Annotated in this window: 15 protein-coding genes and 1 pseudogene; 5 read left to right on the top strand and 11 right to left on the bottom strand. The window is 60.9% G+C overall.

Features of this window, described 5'->3' with window-relative positions:
- Window positions 1–303 precede the first annotated feature (303 nt).
- The 8 genes and pseudogenes from BFP95_RS23980 to BFP95_RS29885 form a co-directional block, all read right to left on the bottom strand.
- Entirely contained in the window at window positions 304–1,860 is a 1,557-nt protein-coding gene (locus BFP95_RS23980; RefSeq protein ID WP_065875725.1) for an SPOR domain-containing protein, read from the bottom strand.
- 10 nt (window positions 1,861–1,870) lie between these two features.
- Window positions 1,871–2,971, bottom strand: a complete 1,101-nt coding sequence (gene aroB / locus BFP95_RS23975; RefSeq protein ID WP_065910813.1) for a 3-dehydroquinate synthase — start codon at window positions 2,969–2,971, stop codon at window positions 1,871–1,873.
- 125 nt (window positions 2,972–3,096) lie between these two features.
- A complete protein-coding gene (gene aroK, locus BFP95_RS23970) occupies window positions 3,097–3,615 on the bottom strand; it encodes a shikimate kinase AroK (RefSeq protein WP_010213757.1) in 519 nt (172 codons plus the stop codon).
- A 4-nt stretch (window positions 3,616–3,619) separates the two neighbouring features.
- Window positions 3,620–4,876, bottom strand: a pseudogene (locus tag BFP95_RS23965) (type IV pilus secretin PilQ); the annotation flags it as partial.
- Window positions 4,877–5,014: 138 nt separating this feature from the next.
- Window positions 5,015–5,974: a pilus assembly protein PilP gene (locus tag BFP95_RS23960; protein WP_065875728.1), complete on the bottom strand. Its 960-nt coding sequence runs from the start codon at window positions 5,972–5,974 to the stop codon at window positions 5,015–5,017.
- Complete coding sequence (locus BFP95_RS23955; RefSeq protein ID WP_065910811.1) at window positions 5,971–6,525, bottom strand: PilN domain-containing protein; 555 nt, start codon at window positions 6,523–6,525, stop codon at window positions 5,971–5,973. Before BFP95_RS23955 ends, BFP95_RS23960 begins: the two co-directional genes overlap by 4 nt.
- A complete protein-coding gene (gene pilM, locus BFP95_RS23950; RefSeq protein WP_065875730.1) occupies window positions 6,522–7,175 on the bottom strand; it encodes a type IV pilus biogenesis protein PilM in 654 nt (217 codons plus the stop codon). Before pilM ends, BFP95_RS23955 begins: the two co-directional genes overlap by 4 nt.
- A 23-nt stretch (window positions 7,176–7,198) precedes the next feature.
- The gene (locus BFP95_RS29885; protein WP_175403000.1) at window positions 7,199–7,345 is read right to left on the bottom strand and encodes a hypothetical protein; all 147 of its coding nucleotides are present in this window, start codon (window positions 7,343–7,345) and stop codon (window positions 7,199–7,201) included.
- A gap of 51 nt (window positions 7,346–7,396) precedes the next feature.
- Here BFP95_RS29885 and BFP95_RS23945 point away from each other — a divergent pair, with 51 nt between their 5' ends.
- Window positions 7,397–9,856: a penicillin-binding protein 1A gene (locus BFP95_RS23945; protein WP_371913928.1), complete on the top strand. Its 2,460-nt coding sequence runs from the start codon at window positions 7,397–7,399 to the stop codon at window positions 9,854–9,856.
- Between the two features lie 206 nt (window positions 9,857–10,062).
- On the opposite strand, the gene BFP95_RS23940 is transcribed toward BFP95_RS23945, so the two are convergent.
- The 3 genes from BFP95_RS23940 to rpmE all read right to left on the bottom strand — a co-directional run bounded on the left by BFP95_RS23940 (window position 10,063) and on the right by rpmE (window position 12,564).
- Window positions 10,063–11,331, bottom strand: coding sequence for a malic enzyme-like NAD(P)-binding protein (locus BFP95_RS23940; protein WP_049710409.1), 1,269 nt, complete (start codon window positions 11,329–11,331; stop codon window positions 10,063–10,065).
- Window positions 11,332–11,512: 181 nt separating this feature from the next.
- The gene (locus tag BFP95_RS23935; RefSeq protein WP_065875732.1) at window positions 11,513–12,319 is read right to left on the bottom strand and encodes a thermonuclease family protein; all 807 of its coding nucleotides are present in this window, start codon (window positions 12,317–12,319) and stop codon (window positions 11,513–11,515) included.
- Between the two features lie 14 nt (window positions 12,320–12,333).
- The gene (gene rpmE, locus BFP95_RS23930) at window positions 12,334–12,564 is read right to left on the bottom strand and encodes a 50S ribosomal protein L31 (protein ID WP_049710411.1); all 231 of its coding nucleotides are present in this window, start codon (window positions 12,562–12,564) and stop codon (window positions 12,334–12,336) included.
- A gap of 214 nt (window positions 12,565–12,778) precedes the next feature.
- Between rpmE and BFP95_RS23925 the strand changes: the two genes are divergently transcribed.
- The 4 genes from BFP95_RS23925 to hslV all read left to right on the top strand — a co-directional run bounded on the left by BFP95_RS23925 (window position 12,779) and on the right by hslV (window position 18,429).
- Window positions 12,779–14,998 carry a primosomal protein N' gene (locus BFP95_RS23925; RefSeq protein WP_065875733.1) on the top strand — a complete coding sequence of 740 codons (2,220 nt, stop codon included), beginning with the start codon at window positions 12,779–12,781 and terminating at the stop codon, window positions 14,996–14,998.
- Window positions 14,999–15,202: 204 nt separating this feature from the next.
- Complete coding sequence (argS, locus tag BFP95_RS23920; RefSeq protein ID WP_065910825.1) at window positions 15,203–16,939, top strand: arginine--tRNA ligase; 1,737 nt, start codon at window positions 15,203–15,205, stop codon at window positions 16,937–16,939.
- Between the two features lies 1 nt (window position 16,940).
- Complete coding sequence (locus BFP95_RS23915; protein ID WP_049710413.1) at window positions 16,941–17,642, top strand: SPOR domain-containing protein; 702 nt, start codon at window positions 16,941–16,943, stop codon at window positions 17,640–17,642.
- Window positions 17,643–17,898: 256 nt separating this feature from the next.
- Window positions 17,899–18,429: an ATP-dependent protease subunit HslV gene (gene hslV, locus BFP95_RS23910; protein WP_065910810.1), complete on the top strand. Its 531-nt coding sequence runs from the start codon at window positions 17,899–17,901 to the stop codon at window positions 18,427–18,429.
- Window positions 18,430–18,448 lie beyond the last annotated feature (19 nt).

Raw genomic sequence — 18,448 nt, 5'->3', positions numbered from 1 at the left:
TTTCAATTCAACCGGTTACCTTCCACGCCGAACGTACGCCGGCTTAGCGGGGGCAAAAGGGAGGTCATTGTACACACCGACACAGACGCTCACAAATTTAGCGACGAAATGTCGAAAATCTATGTCGCATTTATGAAAGGTTTAAAGCGATATGCTGTGCTAGTCAAAACTTTTTTAATTCTGACCGCTACGACTCAAAAGCTACGTGACGCAGACACCACAAAGCGCGCGGCCTTCAGGGCTGCACGCTGTTGTAGTTTTTTGAGGTGCCGGGAGGGCGGCCTGGGTAAGGCCGCCGGACCTTCAGCGAGTTGTTGCGAGTTCTTGTTGAACGCTGGCAACAGTGCGAGGCCAAGGTTTACCAGCCTGAACCTTCGCTGGCAAGGATTTGATCGCGGAATCTGCGGCTGCACGGCTGGAGAAGTTGCCGTAGGTGATCACGTAGAGAGGCTTGCCGTTGAGCACTTTCTTGAAGTAACGGTACTCGCCGCCCTGCTCTTTCACGAACGCCTGGGCATTGGCTTCGGAGCTGGTGCCAAGGATCTGCACCACGAAATTGCCGGTAGGCTGGCTGGCGTACCAGCTGCTGCCAGCGGCGCCGGCTTTGGCGACGGTGGCGGCTGGTTTTTCAGCAGGCTTGGCAGCCGGAGCTGGCTTGGCGGCAGGTGCTGGCGTGACCGGCTTGGTCACTGGCGCAGGCTTGGCAGTGGCGACCGCCGTAGGCGCAGGTGTTGGCTTGGCAGCCGGCTGGCCCGCTGGCACGCCCGCAGGTGGTGCGGTGGTGGTCACGGTCGGCGGCGTAGCGCTGGAACCTTCCACCGGTACACCGTCGTCACCTTCGGAAATGCCACCCGCTTCTTCAGCGAGCGGGCCACGCATTACCGGTTGGCCGACCATCGGCAGGTTGGTCGGTTGGCCGGAGTTGGCAAATTCAACGTTTGGCGTGGGCTTGCCCAGTGGCAACTGCGCCTGTTCGGTTGGCGCGCCGGCAGTGGTCGGTGCTTTGCTGCGGCCCGGGATCAACCAGGCAGCCGCTACAGCGACCACGACAACGGCGGAAATCGCCAATACGTGCTTCTTAGGCATAGTGAACCCCATCTTTGGACGCTTGACCGCGGTGCGGCTGGCAATCATGGCTTCGATCATGGCATCGCGGGCAACCTGATTGATGTTGCCAGGCCAGCCGTCGGAGCTTTCGTGAATATCAGAGATCTGCGCAGCGGAGAAAAGTTCGATACCCGCCCCGGCGCCTTCCAGGCGTTGAGCCAGGTATTCGCGGGTTTCTTCCTCTTCGTACGGCTGCAGCTCGATGACGTGGAACAGCTCCTGATCACCGCTGATCTGCTCGAGGTCGGCGATCAACGACGATTCACCAAACAGGAACACGTGCGGGCGACCTTCCGGCGTGCCCGCCGCCAGCGCCAACAGCGCTTCCAGCGCCGATTCGTCAAGCTGCTCGGCGTCATCCACCAGCAGGTAGACTTCCTGGCCGGTCAGACCGAGTTGCACAACCTGCTTGAGGATCGCGTTCGGCTCGGCTGTGGCCACGTCCAGCGCCTGGGCAACCTGGCGCAACACGCCCGCCGCATCACCGGCACCACGGGCTGACACCACCACGCTCTGTACCGATTGCTTGTTGGTGCTGGCCACCAGGGCCTGGCGCAGCAGCGTCTTGCCGCTGCCCAACGGGCCGGTCACGACCAGCAGCAGTTGGCTGTAGCGCGCGAGGTGATGCAACTGACCAAGCACCGGCTTGCGCTGGGCCGGGAAAAATTTGAAACCAGGCACCCGTGGAGCAAAGGGGTCGTGGCTTAACTGGTAGTGGCCGAGGAACGCCTCGTCGGCATGCAAACTAGTCATCGGGATCTGATTAACCTTTCAGCTGAGCCAGGGCACGGTAATCCGCTCCCAGCGTGGCTTGTAAAATCTCTTTTGGATAATCGTCGGTCACTACCGCTTCGCCCATGTGGCGCAGCAGCACCAGTCGCAGTCGACCGTCGATCACTTTCTTGTCTATCGCCATATGTTCGAGGAAGTCCGCCTCAGTCATCTCCTCAGGCGGAATGACCGGCAAACCGGCGCGCTGGAACAGGTGGATACCGCGATCACGCTCCTGGGCGCTGATCCAGCCCAAGCGTTGCGACATCTCCAACGCCATCACCGTGCCAGCAGCCACGGCCTCGCCATGTAGCCACACACCATAGCCCATGTGCGTTTCGATCGCATGGCCGAAGGTGTGGCCCAGATTTAACGTGGCCCGCACACCGGACTCCCGTTCGTCGGCATTCACCACCAGCGCCTTGGCGGCGCAGGAACGGGAAATCGCTTCGGTCAGTGCCACCTGGTCGAGGTTGCGCAATGCGTCTACATGTTCTTCCAGCCAGGTCAGGAACGGCTCGTCGCAGATCAACCCATACTTGATGACTTCCGCCAGGCCCGCCGACAACTCGCGCGGCGGCAGGGTGGTGAGGGTCGCGGTGTCGATCAGCACGGCTTGAGGCTGATAGAACGCGCCCACCATGTTCTTGCCCAGCGGGTGGTTGATCCCGGTCTTGCCGCCCACCGACGAATCGACTTGGGACAACAGAGTGGTCGGCACCTGGATAAAGTCCACGCCACGCTGGTAACAGGCGGCTGCGAAGCCGGCCATATCACCGATCACGCCGCCGCCCAAAGCAATCACAGTGGTGCGGCGGTCATGGCGTGCGGTCAGCAAGCCATCAAAGATCAGTTGCAGGGTTTCCCAGTTCTTGTGGGCTTCGCCGTCGGGCAAGATCACAGAGATAACCGAGTACGCCGACAGGCTTCGGCTCAAACGCTCAAGATACAGCGGCGCGACCGTTTCGTTGGAGATGATCGCCACTTGCCGCCCGGCAATGTGCGGTGCGAGCAACTCGGGCTGGTCCAGCAGACCTTCGCCAATATGGATCGGGTAGCTGCGCTCGCCTAGATCGACCTTAAGTGTCTGCATGTGTCCCCGCGTTAGAGATGTATTGACGACCGGCAACGCCAAGATCTGACATCACCTGATGGCTCTACGCCACACCCCGCAGGGTGATAGCGCGCCGCCGAGAATAGCGCATTTCGGGCCCGGCTTTAACGGGGTGGCAGCCGTTGCAGACGCTCGAGAATGTCGAGGACCACCATCCGTGGGGGCCGCTCATCGGTTTCCACCACCAGATCGGCGATCTCCCGGTACAGCGGATCGCGCAGCGTGAGCAGGTCCCGCAGGGTTTTCTCCGGGTTGGCCGTACGCAGCAATGGGCGATTGCGATCGCGGGCGGTGCGGCCCACCTGCTGCTCGACTGACGCATGCAGATAGACCACCCGACCACCGGCATGCAGCGCGCGGCGGTTTTCGTCGCGCATCACCGCGCCACCGCCAGTCGCCAATACCACGCCATCGCAGCCACACAGCTCGGCGATCATCGCCTGCTCGCGGTCACGAAAGCCCAGCTCGCCTTCCTTATCGAAGATCCATGGGATATTGGCACCCGTGCGCAATTCAATTTCCTTGTCGGAATCTTTGAATGGCAGGCGCAGCTCTTTGGCCAGCAAACGGCCGATGGTGCTTTTTCCAGCCCCCATCGGTCCTACAAGAATCAAATTTCGCACAGAATCAACGACTCACAGCAATCGCCTGGTTATTCATAATACGCGGAGTCAGGAATACCAGCAGCTCGGATTTTTTCTCCGCCAGCACATCGCGCCGGAAAAGGCGGCCAAGATACGGCACATCGCCCAAAAATGGCACTTTATCTACCACTTTGCTTTGGGTATTGGAGAAAACCCCGCCGATAACAATGGTCTCGCCATCCTTCACCAACACCTTGGCATTGACCTCGTTTTTCTTGATCGGCGGCACGTCGTTGAGTTTGTTCAGGTAATCGGGCTCATCCTTGGTGACCTTGACCTCCATGATCACGCGGTCGTCGGGGGTGATTTGCGGGGTGACCTCCAGCGACAGCGACGCTTCCTTGAACGACACCGAAGTGGCGCCACTGGAACTGGATTCCTGATAAGGAATCTCGGTGCCCTTGAGGATGCGCGCGGTTTCCTTGTCGGAGGTGACCACTTTGGGTTGCGAGACGATTTCGCCGTTGCCGGTTTTCTCCATGGCGGTGAGTTCCAGGTCCAGCAGCAAGTTATCGGTGATAAAGGCGATGCCCAGGCCCGAGGTGTCGGTCAGCGAACCCAAATCCACAAAGGGTGAGCTGGGTGGGTTCTCTGGTGGTTCCGCGCCCTCAGACTGAGGCTTGGGGATACCCCCCGCGCCCCAGTTTCCGCGATTCAACCGGCCACCCCAGCGCGCGCCCAGGCTTTTGTCGTAATCGACATTGGCCTCGACAATCCGCGCCTCGATCATGACCTGGCGCACCGGAATATCCAGCTGAGCCACGATCCGCCGCAGCTCCTCGAGCCGCTCCCCGGTCTGGTAGGCAATGATGTTGTTGGTGCGATCATCGACCGCCACCGAGCCTCGCTCATCGGTGACGCCCTCGAGGCCCGTGACCGATTGGAACAGCTTGGCCAGGTCCGCCGCCTTGGCGTAATTGACTTGCAACAGCTCACGGCGCAACGGCGCCAGTTCGGCCATTTGCTTGCGCGACTCAAGGGTCAGCAGCTCACGCGCGGCCAACTCCTCGGCAGGCGCCACCAGCAATACGCCGGCCTTTACCCGCTTATCCAATCCCTTGGCTTGCAATACCAGGTCCAGCGCCTGGTCCCAGGGCACATCCTTGAGGCGCAGCGTGATCGAGCCCTGCACGTCGTCGCTCGCTACCAGGTTGAGGCCTGCCACATCGGCAATTTGCTGCAACGCGGTACGCAACTCGATGCTCTGGAAGTTAAGGTTCAGCTTGTCGCCTGTGTAGGCGCTTGACGTGGCGCTGCCGGGAGGCGGCAACTGGATCAGATCCACACGATTGGGCACAGCAGTAGCCATCGGTGCCGTGAACGCTATCCATAGCGCCACACCGACGGACGAAAAAGTCCTTTTCATTGCTTGATTCCGTTATGAGTTGAGGTTTAACACCAGCGTTCGTGGGCGCTCGAGCCAGGCGCCCTGACCATCAGGAAACAGCTCGACCAGTTCTATGTAACGTTCATGGATGGCAGTGATCCGCCCATGGTCCGGCCCCAGGTAGTCACCGACCGCCAGGCGGTGCACCTTGGATGCCGCACGCAGCAGGGCGAAAGCTCGCACCCCACGGGACAGCGTGCCGACCATTTCAAACTGCTCCATCGGGAGGCTTTCCAGTACACCACGTGGCCGGCCGAGGTCTGGCGCGCGGGCTGGCCGACCAGACACGTGGTCAACCTGAACGGCAAGCAATTGAAAAGGATCGCGCAGCCCCAATGAGTCGTAGACAAACGGCAGCCCTTGCCCGCCTCGCCCACCGCCCTGGGCATGCCAGTAAGTCTTGGCCAGCAGGTCAAGGCGTAAAAGCTTGCCATCACGCCTAAAGGCCACATCGTGCACCGTGGCGATGCGCGACAGGTTACCCAGGCCACTCAGGAACATCGCCAGGTCGTGATAAGCGCCCGCGACGCCGATCTGCACAGGTTGTTCGTGATAGAACGGCCGAGACAACGCATCCAACGGGGTGACGCTCTCAACCAACAAACCATTGGCCAGTGCCAGACGCGCAACGTCTTCCAGCAAGCCGGGCATTTCTGACTCGCTCGGCAACGCCTGCAAAAGCTCATCGACCTTCGCCTGCATCAACTGAAGCTGTTGCGTGCGCGCCTCAAGGCTGGCAGCCAGGACAGTTTTTTGTGCGACTTGCTGCTGCAGGGCCACTTCCCGCGCCTCGACCTGATGTAACCGCGCCCGCGAAGGACTCAGGTACGCAAGGTCGCCCACCACAAACACCAGACCCGCCAGCGCACAGCCCAACAGGGCCTTGCCGGGTAAGGGCCATTTTGCAGCGTTGTGAGTGAGTGCAGAAAGATTGAGCCTCAGCAGGCTCAAGGTTGAGCCTCGGTGGACTCTCCCTGACGGACCATCAGCTGGAACTCATTGTTGCCGCGCGCGCCATCCGTCCGCACATGTTGCAGCCGCGTCGAATGGGCGCCTTCCGCGGCCTCCAGGCGGCGCATCAACTGGGCGATGTCCTGGCTGGATTCAGCGCTGCCGCTGATACTCACCGTATCGCCCTTCGCCACCACTTCATGCAGGTGCACACCGTCAGGGACCGCACGCGCCAACTGATCCAACAGCTGAGCACCATTCGAGCGGGGATCGTGCAGGTCTTGCACGACTTTCATGCGCTGCGCCAGTTGCTGGCTTTGCTCCTGCAGGTCATCGATGGTCTTGATGCGTGAATCCAGGCCGGTGATTTCCTTGCCCAGGTGGTCATTGCGAGTCACCTGACGATCAATGGCTTGGTCGATCACCTGATCCGCCAGCCACACCGTCGCCAGCGCCGCACAAGCGAACACCAGCAAACACGCCAGCAAATTCTTGCGACGCCGCTCTGCCAGCGCCTGGCGCCAAGGCAGTAGGTTGATTCGTGTCTTCAAGCGAAACTCCTCAGGGCCAACCCGCAAGCAATTCCCATCCCTTGGGCATCCACGGCCCATTGTGCACTATCCACTCGATGGCTCGGCGTGAAGCTGGCGAAATCGTGACTGCAAGCGCGCGCCAATGCAAACGCTTCGACATCGACCACCTTCGGCACCAGCCCCGCCAGGGCCAAAACTGCCTCGCGGGCTTCCACCTGATCCTTGAGGCATGCAGCGAGCAGTACCTCGACACGGCCTGGGTCAAGTGCCGTCGGCCCGCGCACCTGAAAGTCGATGGCCACGTCATCCAATGGATAAGGAATGTACTGGTCTGCCTCCATCTGGATCATCCAGGTCATCTCATCGTCTGTGAGCCCCGCTTCCATTTCGATCATCCGCGTGATCACCGAAGGCCCGGCCACAGAGGCGGCGGCACCACGGGCCGACGTCGATAACCGCGACAACGCACTGCGCAAGGTGCGCCCTACACCCTCGAGATCGAGGAATGTGCCGTCGACCACCGTGTGCGCAGGCAACGCCTGTGTAACATAGCCTTGAACGTTGAACCCCGAAACTGAGCGACCCAGCTCGATCAGCCGGATGGTCGTGTCATTGATGTCGACACCTAGCAAGGTGTCGGCTTTTCGCGTGAAAAATCCCTTTCTCATAAAACTCCCTAAAACTTTGTCTGTCATACCGCCTGATTGCCGTTGTGCACCATGCATTCGGTCGACTTGTTGAACCGGCGCGAATGACGCCCCAAGTCGAAAAATGCTTTAATGCCCAGCGTTTTTTCCCGCTTTTTATCTGCAGCTCGGGTCGATCCATCGTTTGCCATGCATGCCCCGACGCCTAACTCATTCTTTTCTCTGGAAATCCAAAAGCCTTGATTCGTCTGCTGAAGTTTTTCGGGTACTCCATTGTCGCCATCGTTTGCGGGCTGCTGCTCGTGCTCAGCGGGGCCTACCTCTACCTTAGTCCGGGTTTACCCTCCGTAGAGGCTCTTAGAAGTATCCAGTTGCAGATTCCTTTGCGGGTCTACAGCAGCGATGAAAAATTAATCGCGGAGTTCGGCGAAATGCGCCGCACACCGATTCGTTTTGCCGATATTCCACCCAATTTCATCAGCGCCTTGCTGTCGGCCGAAGATGATAATTTTGCCAACCACTATGGCGTCGACCCCAGCAGCTTGGTGCGTGCGGCGACACAATTGGTAAAAAGCGGACACATTCAATCCGGCGGCAGCACCATCACCATGCAGGTGGCGAAGAACTTCTTCCTCACCAGCGAGCGCAGCTTTTCGCGCAAGGCCACGGAGATCCTCTTGGCACTGCAGATTGAGCGCCAGTTGACCAAGGACGAGATCCTCGAGCTGTACGTGAACAAGATTTACCTGGGCAACCGCGCCTACGGAATCGAGGCGGCTTCGCAGGTCTACTACGGCAAGTCAATTCGTGATGCCAGCCTGGCGCAGATGGCCATGATTGCCGGCCTGCCAAAGGCCCCATCACGCTTCAACCCCCTGGCCAACCCGGCGCGCAGCAAAGAACGCCGCGACTGGATCCTGGGGCGCATGTACAAGCTGGGCAAGATCGACCAGGCCGCTTACGAAAGCGCCATCGCCGAACCACTGAACGCCAGCTACCACGTGCCGACGCCGGAAGTGAACGCACCCTATATCGCCGAAATGGCGCGCGCCGAGATGGTCGGCCGTTACGGCAGCGAGGCCTACACCGAAGGTTTCCGCGTGACCACCACCGTGCCGAGCAACCTGCAGGACATCGCCAATGAGGCGGTGCATTCCGGCCTGATCACCTACGACCAGCGCCATGGCTACCGCGGCCCTGAATCTCGCCTGCCGGGCAAAACGCTGAGCGCCTGGACCACAGAGCTTGGCAAACAACGCCCGATCAGCGGCCTGGAGCCGGCCATCGTCACCCAGGTGAAGAAAGATGGCGTGCAGGTGCTGACCCGTACCGGCGAAGCCCATGTGGCGTGGGACAGCATGAAATGGGCGCGCCCTTTCCTGAATACCAACAGCATGGGCGCGATGCCTAAGCAGCCTTCGGACGTGGCGCAAGTGGGCGATCTGATCCGCGTGCAACGCCAGAAGGACGACAGCCTCAAATTCAGCCAGGTGCCACTGGCCCAAGGCGCGCTGGTTTCGCTGGACCCACAGAACGGTGCAATCCGCGCCCTGGTCGGCGGCTTCGCGTTCGAGCAGAGCAACTACAACCGTGCGACCCAGGCTAAGCGCCAGCCCGGTTCGAGCTTCAAGCCGTTCATCTACAGCGCCGCACTGGACAACGGCTACACCGCCGCCAGCCTGGTCAACGATGCGCCTATCGTGTTTGTCGACGAGTACCTGGACAAGGTCTGGCGCCCGAAGAACGACACCAACACGTTCCTCGGTCCGATCCGCATCCGCGAGGCGCTGTACAAGTCGCGTAACCTGGTGTCGATCCGCCTGCTGCAGGCGATGGGCGTGGGCAAGACCATCGATTACATGACGCGCTTTGGCTTTGCCAAGTCGGACCTGCCGCCGAACCTGTCCCTGGCCTTGGGTACGGCGACCCTTACACCGATGGAAATCGCCACCGGCTGGAGCACGTTTGCCAACGGCGGCTACAAGATCGCGCCGTACCTGATCGACAAGATCGAAAGCCGCAATGGCGACACCCTGTTCACGGCCAACCCACCGCGCGTGCCGGGGGATGTGGTCAACGGCGTGGCGGCGACTGATGGCCTGGCAGCCCCGAGCAACGGAGGCATCACCATCGAGCCGACCCCAGGCACAACGCCTGCGGCCAACGGCACGCCGGCTGAGCCCCAGACGCCTGCAGTCGCCGAGCGCATCGTCGACGGCCGTACCACTTATATCCTCAACAGCATCTTGGAAGACGTCATCAAGAAAGGTACCGGCCGCCGCGCACTGGCGCTGAACCGTCCGGACATCGCCGGCAAGACCGGTACCACCAACGAGTCCAAGGACGCCTGGTTCTCCGGCTACAACGCCGACTACGTGACCACCGTATGGACCGGTTATGACCAGCCGGAAAGCCTGGGCCGCCGCGAGTTCGGGGGCACCGTCGCACTGCCGATCTGGATGAGCTACATGGGCGCGGCCTTGAAGGACAAGCCGCCGCACACGCAGCCTGAGCCGGAAGGCATCCTCAGCCTGCGCATCGATCCGGTCAGCGGCCGCGCGGCCTCGCCAAGCACACCGAATGCGTACTTCGAACTGTTCAAGAGCGAAGACACGCCGCCGTCGGTCAATGAGCTGGGCAATGGCGTTGCACCGGGCAGCCCGCTGCCGGCGGATGAGGCAGCGCCGATCGACCTGTTCTAGTGAGATTTATGGCCTGAAACAGATCCAATGTGGGAGCGGGCTTGCCCGCGATTGCAGTGTGGCAGGCGCCACATGAGCTGATTGACCCATCGCTATCGCGGGCAAGCCCGCTCCCACACTTGGATCTCCACAGGGCTCAAGTGAATCGCCACAAAAAAGCCCCGACTCGCGAGAGCCGGGGCTTTTTGTTGGTGCGCTACAACGGCTTAGCCGTTGAACACATCATCCACGCTTTGCAGCGGGTAGTTCTTCGGATACGGCAGGGTAGCCACACCGGTCTCGATGGCGGCTTTGGCCACGGCATCGGAGATCAGGGTGATCAGGCGCTTATCCATTGGTTTCGGGATGATGTACTCGCGACCGAATTCCAGCTTGGCGCCACCGTAGGCATCGCACACGTCCTGAGGCACCGGCAGTTTGGCCAGTTCACGCAGGGCGTTGGCAGCAGCCACTTTCATCTCTTCGTTGATGCGCTTGGCGCGAACGTCGAGGGCGCCACGGAAGATGAACGGGAAGCCCAGAACGTTGTTGACCTGGTTCGGGTAGTCCGAACGGCCAGTGGCCATGATCACGTCGTTGCGAGTGGCATGCGCCAGTTCCGGCGAGATCTCCGGGTCCGGGTTGGAGCAGGCGAACACGATCGGGTTGGCCGCCATGGACTTCAAGCCTTCGGCGCTCAGCAGGTTCGGGCCGGACAGGCCGACGAACACGTCTGCACCGTCGAGCGCGTCAGCCAGGGTGCGCTTGGACGAAGGATGGGCAAACATCGCCTTGTACTGGTTCAGGTCGGTACGCTCGGACTGGATCACGCCCTTGCTGTCGACCATGTAGATGTTTTCCAGCTTGGCACCCATGCTCACGATCAACTTCATGCACGAGATGGCCGCAGCGCCGGCACCCAGGCAGACGATCTTGGCATCAGCCAGGGTTTTGCCAGCGATTTCCAGGGCGTTGATCATGCCGGCTGCGGTAACGATCGCGGTGCCGTGCTGGTCATCGTGGAATACCGGAATGTCGCACTGTTCGATCAGGGCCTTTTCAATCTCGAAGCACTCAGGTGCCTTGATGTCTTCCAGGTTGATGCCACCAAAGGTGATGGAAATGCGCTTGACCGTGTCGATGAACGCCTGCGGGCTTTCGGAGTCGACTTCGATGTCGAAAACGTCGATGCCGGCGAAGCGCTTGAACAGCACGCCCTTACCTTCCATGACTGGCTTGGACGCCAATGGGCCAAGGTTGCCCAGGCCGAGAATCGCGGTGCCATCGGAAATCACTGCAACCAGGTTGCCTTTGCCGGTGTACTTGTACGCCAGTTCAGGGTCGCGGGCGATTTCACGTACGGGCTCGGCAACACCAGGGCTGTAGGCCAACGACAGGTCGCGGGCGGTGGCAGTGGCTTTGGTGAGCTCTACACTCAGCTTTCCTGGACGAGGATGGGCATGGTATTCGAGAGCGGCAGTTTTCAAATCAGACATATCGGCATTCCGCTTTTACTGTTGGTCGACGGACCGCCGAGGATACGCGTGTCGCAAAGTCCCTACAAGACTGGGCAGTCACAGGTGTCAAGGCCCCAAAGTGCCGTACTTTGGTCTAAGGCCACGGGATACAAGGGCTCAAGTGTTCACAATCGCTTAAAAAAATGTCTACAATTTTTTATTAATAAATCGATTTGAGCATACCGGGATCGGTCACTGGCAGCAGCCAACGTGCCTGGCCGTTTTTCAGGGCGCCCCGCTTGGCGCGGTCCTGCACCCAGCCGCGCGCCTCGATTGTCTTGCCTTGCAGACCACTTAGCCATGCGGTGTCGAATTGTCGGATGAGGTCGGGTGCAATGCGTAATACCAGTGAACCCTGCAATTCGATCCAGATTCCACCACGATTGCGTTCGATCTTGCGCACGTTACCGCTGACAAGCACGAAGCCGGATTGCTTGAGCTGCGCCACCTGTTGCACTGGCGACTGGCGCCAAAGACCCAGTCGCGCCTTGCGGGCAGTGTTTTCGGCCGCCTGCTGGCAAGTGACAAGATCGACATTGGGCGCGACACCCACTTGAAACGCCAGGCCCTCGGCCAGCAACTGCGCTTCCAGATTCTCGCCATCGGCACCGTAGAAATGAGCCAGCGTACGGCCGTAGTGGTCTTTGCCCTCGCGCCCAGGCACCAGGCCGAGGCGACTGTCGCTGGCGTCAACCAATGCCTGCAAGCGCTGACGGGCAGCGACGGCGAAGGGCTCGTCGGAACGGCCTCGCTTGCCGGTCTCCGGCGCATTGAGGCCAATCATCCGTACGCTGCGACCATCCTTGAGGCGCACCGTGTCGCCATCCACCACGCGCTGCACCTCCACCTGGGCAAGGCCTGGCGGCGCGGGGCAGAACACGTTCGCCTGGGCGGCTGATTGCCAAAACCCAGGCACAAAAAAGGCGCCCACAAGGGACGCCTTTTTCAACAGCTGGCAAAAGCCCATAAGGCCTTTGAGCCTTACTCTGCTGGAGTAGCAGGCTTCTTGCCGAAAGCACCAAAGCGATCAGCGAAGCGCTGTACACGGCCGCCGGTGTCCAGAGTTTTCTGCTTACCGGTGTAGAACGGGTGGCACTCGTTGCATACGTCAGTACCCAGTGGCTTGCACAGGTTCGAACGCGTTTCGAACTTGTTGCCGCAGCTGCAGGTTACTTCGATGGTTTCGTACGCTGGATGGATATCGGCTTTCATGGCACTTCCTCGGGCTAGCGTGCCGCCACTCGACACTATTGTCGAATACCGCACGTAATTAGGCCGCGGATTCTACCAGACCTTTTTAATCGCGCAAGCGGCGCATCTGGCTGAATCCCCGCCTTTCATCAGAAAGTGCGGCATACCCAAGCCTGCGCCTGTCTGCTAGGCTCCCGCCCCTGCGCCACCGCCTGCCTTTATATGAGACCCCCGCGTGCCCGACGCCATTTTGCGCCTAGCCCTGCCCTCGCCCCTGCGCCGCCTGTTCGATTACCGGGCTCCGTCTGGCGTGCTGCGAGCGCAGTTGCAGCCGGGCATGCGCGTACGTGTACCCTTTGGCCGGCGGGAAATGATCGGCATCCTGGTGGAAGTCGCCGACCATAGCGAAGTGCCTGCGGAAAAGCTCAAGCCCGCGCTGGCTATGCTGGACGCCACCCCACCGCTGCCACCTGCGCTGTTCAAGCTGTGCCTGTGGACGGCCCAGTATTACCAGCACAGCCTGGGCGACACTTTAAGCTGGGCATTGCCGGTACTGTTGCGCCAAGGCGAACTGGCCGAAGCACGCCAGGAACGCTTCTGGTCGACGGTGCCCGGCGCGCGCCTCGACGACCCGCGTATCGCCCGCGCCCCGCGCCAGCGTGAAGCCTTGGCGACACTGGCACAGCATCCCCACGGCGTGGCTCATCAACTGTTAAGCAAGCTGATGCTGAGCAAGGACAGCCTCGACCTGCTGCTGGCTAAAGGCTTGGTGCAGGTGGAGATCCGCAAGCACACCCCCAACGCCCGCCACGAACACTGGCTGGCCCAGCCGGAATTGCCGCTGAACCCAGAGCAACGCGCTGCGTATGAAGCCATTCGTGCAGGCTTCGACAGTTTCCACGCCTTCCTGTTGGCCGGGGTCACCGGCAGCGGCAAGACCGAAGTCTATTTGCAGTTGATCCGCGAAACCCTGCAAGCCGGTAAACAGGCACTGGTGTTGATTCCCGAGATCAACCTGGGCCCGCAAACCCTGGCGCGCTTCGAACAGCGTTTCAACGCACGTATCGCCCTGGTGCACTCGGCGGTTAACGACCGTGAGCGACTGGAGTCGTGGCTGGCCGCGCGAGATGGCGAAGCCGACATTATTATCGGTACCCGTTCGGCGCTGTTCACCCCGATGAAAAACCCCGGGCTGATCATCATCGACGAGGAGCACGACGGCTCTTATAAACAGCAGGAAGGCCTGCGCTACCATGCCCGCGACCTGGCGCTGGTGCGCGCACGCCAGGAAGACATCCCGATTGTGCTGGGCTCGGCCACGCCGTCCCTGGAAAGCCTGCACAACGCCTACACCGGCCGTTACGGCCTGCTACGCCTGAACGAGCGTGCGGGCGGCGCCAAGCAGCCACGTTTCCTGCGCCTCGACGTTAAAAGTCGCCCATTGGACAGCGGTATTTCCGGGCCCATGCAACAAGCCATCGGCCAGACCCTCGCCGCCGGCCAGCAGGTATTGGTGTTTCTCAATCGCCGGGGCTTTGCGCCGACGCTGCTGTGCCACGACTGCGGCTGGATGTCCGAGTGCGAGCGCTGCGATGCGCGCATGACCGTGCACCAGCGCCACGGCGAATTACGCTGCCATCACTGCGGCCATGTGGAGCGGGTGCCACGCCACTGCCCGCAATGCGGCAAAGTCGACCTGCGACCGGTAGGCGCGGGCACCGAACGTGCGGAAGAGCGCCTGGGCATTCTGTTCCCCGATTACCCGGTGCTGCGCGTCGACCGTGACAGCACCTCGCGCAAAGACGCAATGAGCCAACTGTTCGCGACCATCCAGAAGGGCCAACCGTGCATCTTGATCGGCACGCAGATGCTTGCCAAAGGGCACCATTTTCCACGGGTGACCCTAGTGTCGATCCTGGACGCCGACGGCGGGCTGTTCTCCGGGGATTTCCGCGCCAGCGAACGCATGGCGCAGTTGATCGTGCAGGTCGCTGGCCGCGCGGGGCGCGCCGAAGAGCCAGGCCGAGTGATTATCCAGACGCACCTGGCCGAACATCCGCTGCTGATCCAACTGACTGAACAAGGTTACTTTGCATTCGCCGAACAGGCGCTGAGCGAACGCCGCGCCGCCGGCCTGCCGCCTTTTTCCCATTTAGCGTTGTTACGCGCCGAAGCCCACAAACCAGGGCAGGCCGAGAGCTTTCTGGATGAAGCGTGCAGCGCCGCCGAACGTTTGCTCGGCGAGCTGGGCCTGAGCGGCATCGAACTGCTCGGCCCAGTGCCTGCGCCCATGGAACGCCGCGCCGGGCGTTATCGTGCTCAGCTACTCTTGCAAGCAACCTCCCGTGCGCCACTGCATCGGCTATTAAGTAGCTGGTTGCTTGCCCTGGAGCAAATGCCCAGCGGCCGACAAGTGCGATGGTCGTTGGATGTGGACCCGGTGGATTTGTACTGACCGTTAAATTGCCATCGCAGGCAAGCCAGCTCCCATAATTTGAAATGTGAACAGCCTTAAATGTGGGAGCGGGCTTGCCCGCGATGAGGCCCGCAGGTCCGCCAACCCGTCTGAATGGTTGGCAAGCCCGCCCTCGCCACGGATAATGCCCAGTTTTTCCACCTGCGCATCGCGCGCCGCCGCTTGCGGTCGAAAGAGAACACCATGAAAGACACCATTCGCCAGCTGATCCAACAAGCCCTCACCCAACTCGTCAACGAAGGTGTGTTGCCTGAAGGCCTGACGCCGGCGATCCAGGTGGAAAACACCCGCGACAAGACCCACGGTGACTTCGCCAGCAACATCGCGATGATGCTGTCCAAGCCTGCCGGCATGAAACCACGCGACCTGGCTGAAAAAATCATTGCCGCGCTGCCTGCCGATGAAAGCGTCACCAAGGCCGAAATCGCCGGCCCTGGTTTCATCAACTTCTTCCAGAACACCCAGGCCTTGGCCAATCGCCTCGACGCGGCCTTGGTCGATGCCCATGTGGGCGCGCGCAAAGCCGGCCCGGCCCAGCGCACCGTGGTCGACCTGTCGGCCCCCAACCTGGCCAAAGAGATGCACGTCGGCCACTTGCGCTCGACCATCATCGGCGACGGCGTAGCACGGGTCCTGGAGTTCCTCGGTGACGAAGTCATCCGTCAGAACCACGTCGGCGACTGGGGCACCCAGTTCGGCATGCTGATGGCCTACCTGCAGGAAAACCCGATCACCAGCGACGAATTGTCAGACCTGGAAAATTTCTATCGCGCGGCCAAGAAGCGCTTTGATGAATCAGAAGAGTTCGCCGACCGCGCCCGGGGCTTGGTAGTGAAGCTGCAGGCCGGCGATGCCGAATGCCTGGCGTTGTGGACCAAGTTCAAGGACATCTCACTGTCCCACTGCCAGAAGATCTACGAACTGCTCAACGTCAAGTTGACCATGGCCGATGTGATGGGCGAAAGCGCCTACAATGACGACTTGATCAATGTGGTCAACGACTTGAAGGCTGCTGGCATGCTGGTCGAGAGCAACGGCGCCCAGTGCGTGTTCCTCGACGAATTCAAGAACGCCGACGGCGAGCCGCTGCCGGTGATCATCGTCAAGGCCGATGGCGGCTACCTCTACGCCACTACTGACCTGGCGGCTGTACGCTACCGCAGCGGCACGCTCAAAGCTGACCGCGCGCTGTACTTCGTCGACCAGCGCCAGGCCCTGCACTTCCAGCAAGTGTTCGCCGTAGCGCGCAAAGCCGGTTTCGTCACCCACCCGATGCACATGGAACACATGGGCTTTGGCACCATGAACGGCGCCGATGGCCGCCCGTTCAAGACCCGCGATGGCGGCACGGTAAAGCTGATCGACCTGCTGACCGAAGCCCAGGAGCGCGCCTACACCCTGGTGAAGGAAAAGAACCCGGAGCTCGCCGAAGCCGACCTGCGCAACATCGCCCGCGTGGTGGGCATTGGCGCGGTCAAATACGCCGACCTGTCCAAGCACCGTACCAGCGACTACAGCTTCAACTTCGACCTGATGCTCAATTTCGAAGGCAACACCGCGCCTTACCTGCTGTACGCCTACACCCGTGTGGCCGGTGTGTTCCGCAAGTTGGGCAAGGACTTCAGCGAAGTTGACGGCCGGATCGTGCTGGACGCTCCGCACGAGCAAGAACTGGCCGCCAAGCTCGCGCAATTCGGCGAAGTGCTGAACAGCGTCGGCGAGAAAGGCACCCCGCACATTCTGTGCACCTACCTGTACGAAGTCGCGGGCCTGTTCTCCAGCTTCTACGAGAACTGCCCGATCCTGACCGCCGACGACGAAGCCCAGAAGCAAAGCCGCCTGCGCCTCGCCGCACTGGCTGGACGGACCCTCAAGCAAGGCCTGGAACTGTTAGGCCTGGAAACTCTGGAGCGTATGTAAGTTGGCTGCCAAGAAAAAACCTGCACCCAAGCGCGGCGCCAGCCGTTACCAGGCCCCGGCAAAGAAGCCTATTCCAGGCTGGCTGTGGATGGCCATCGGCCTCACCGTTGGCGCGTTTATCGTGTTCCTGATGAAACTGGACCCAGGCCAGGGCGACGACGTCAAACGGGTCAAACAGGAGCAGCAGAAAGCCACCAAAATGGCCGAAGCCAATAAGACCGCACCAAGCCCGACAGCACCGGTGAAGCCAAAGTACGACTTCTACACACTGCTGCCGGAATCGGAAGTGATCGTGCCGCCTGACGCCGTACCGGAGAAAACCCTGCCGACGCCGCAAGTGCCGACCACGCCGGTCACCCCGGCAGAAGCGGCGAAAATCGACACCGCGCGCGCCCAGGCCGCATTGGCCGGGATCACCCCGCCGCCAGCACCACCGGTCGCCGAGACCAAGGCAGCGCCGGTGACCAAGTTCTTCCTGCAAGCGGGCTCGTTCCCGAAACAGGCGGATGCGGATCGCGTGCGTGCGCAGATCATTCTGCTGGGCCAGGCGGTGACGGTAGAGTCGGGTACGGTGAAGGATGCGACCTGGTACCGCGTGCTGGTGGGGCCATTCAGCAACCGTGAACAGCTGACCGTCGCGCAGAAACAATTGGCCGGCGCGGGCTTTAGCAACCTGTTGTTACAACAACGCCAAAGCCGCTAGCTCGCAGCCAACACAGTAAAAATGTGGGAGCTGGCTTGCCTGCGATGGCGGTGTAACAGTCAATATTTTCAGTGACTGACACACCGCCATCGCAGGCAAGCCAGCTCCCACATTTGATTTTCAGCGGTCGCAGGACCGAGTCCGACACATAAACACCACTCGTCCGCCCTCCCGTCCTACAGTTGAAATCCCCCTCGCCACCCCCATATCAGTTTCCATCAGGGCATTTTCGCCCCGCTGCGTGGAGACTCTCCCCTTGACCACCATCGTTTCAGTACGTCGCCACGGCAAAGTCGTCATGGGCGGCGACGGCCAGGTTTCCCTTGGCAATACCGTGATGAAAGGCAACGCCAAGAAAGTGCGTCGCCTGTACCACGGCCAGGTTCTCGCGGGCTTTGCCGGCGCTACCGCCGACGCCTTCACCCTCTTCGAGCGCTTCGAAGGCCAGCTGGAAAAACACCAGGGCCACCTCGTACGCGCCGCCGTCGAGCTCGCCAAAGAATGGCGCACCGACCGCACGCTCAGCCGCCTGGAAGCCATGTTGGCCGTCGCCAACAAAGATGCCTCCCTGATCATCACCGGTAACGGCGATGTGGTTGAGCCTGAACATGGCCTGATCGCCATGGGTTCCGGCGGTGGCTACGCCCAAGCGGCAGCCAGCGCACTGTTGAAGAAAACCGACCTGTCGGCCCGCGAAATCGTCGAGACGTCCTTGGGCATTGCAGGCGATATCTGCGTGTTCACCAACCACAATCAGACCATTGAGGAGCAGGACCTCGCCGAATAAGCCTTAGGCTTATTCTCGC

This window comes from Pseudomonas sp. 58 R 12, assembly GCF_900005865.1.
GTDB lineage: Bacteria > Pseudomonadota > Gammaproteobacteria > Pseudomonadales > Pseudomonadaceae > Aquipseudomonas > Aquipseudomonas tritici.
The sequence above is the reverse complement of the archived record's forward strand: the minus strand, read 5'-3'. Positions and strand labels throughout refer to the sequence as shown.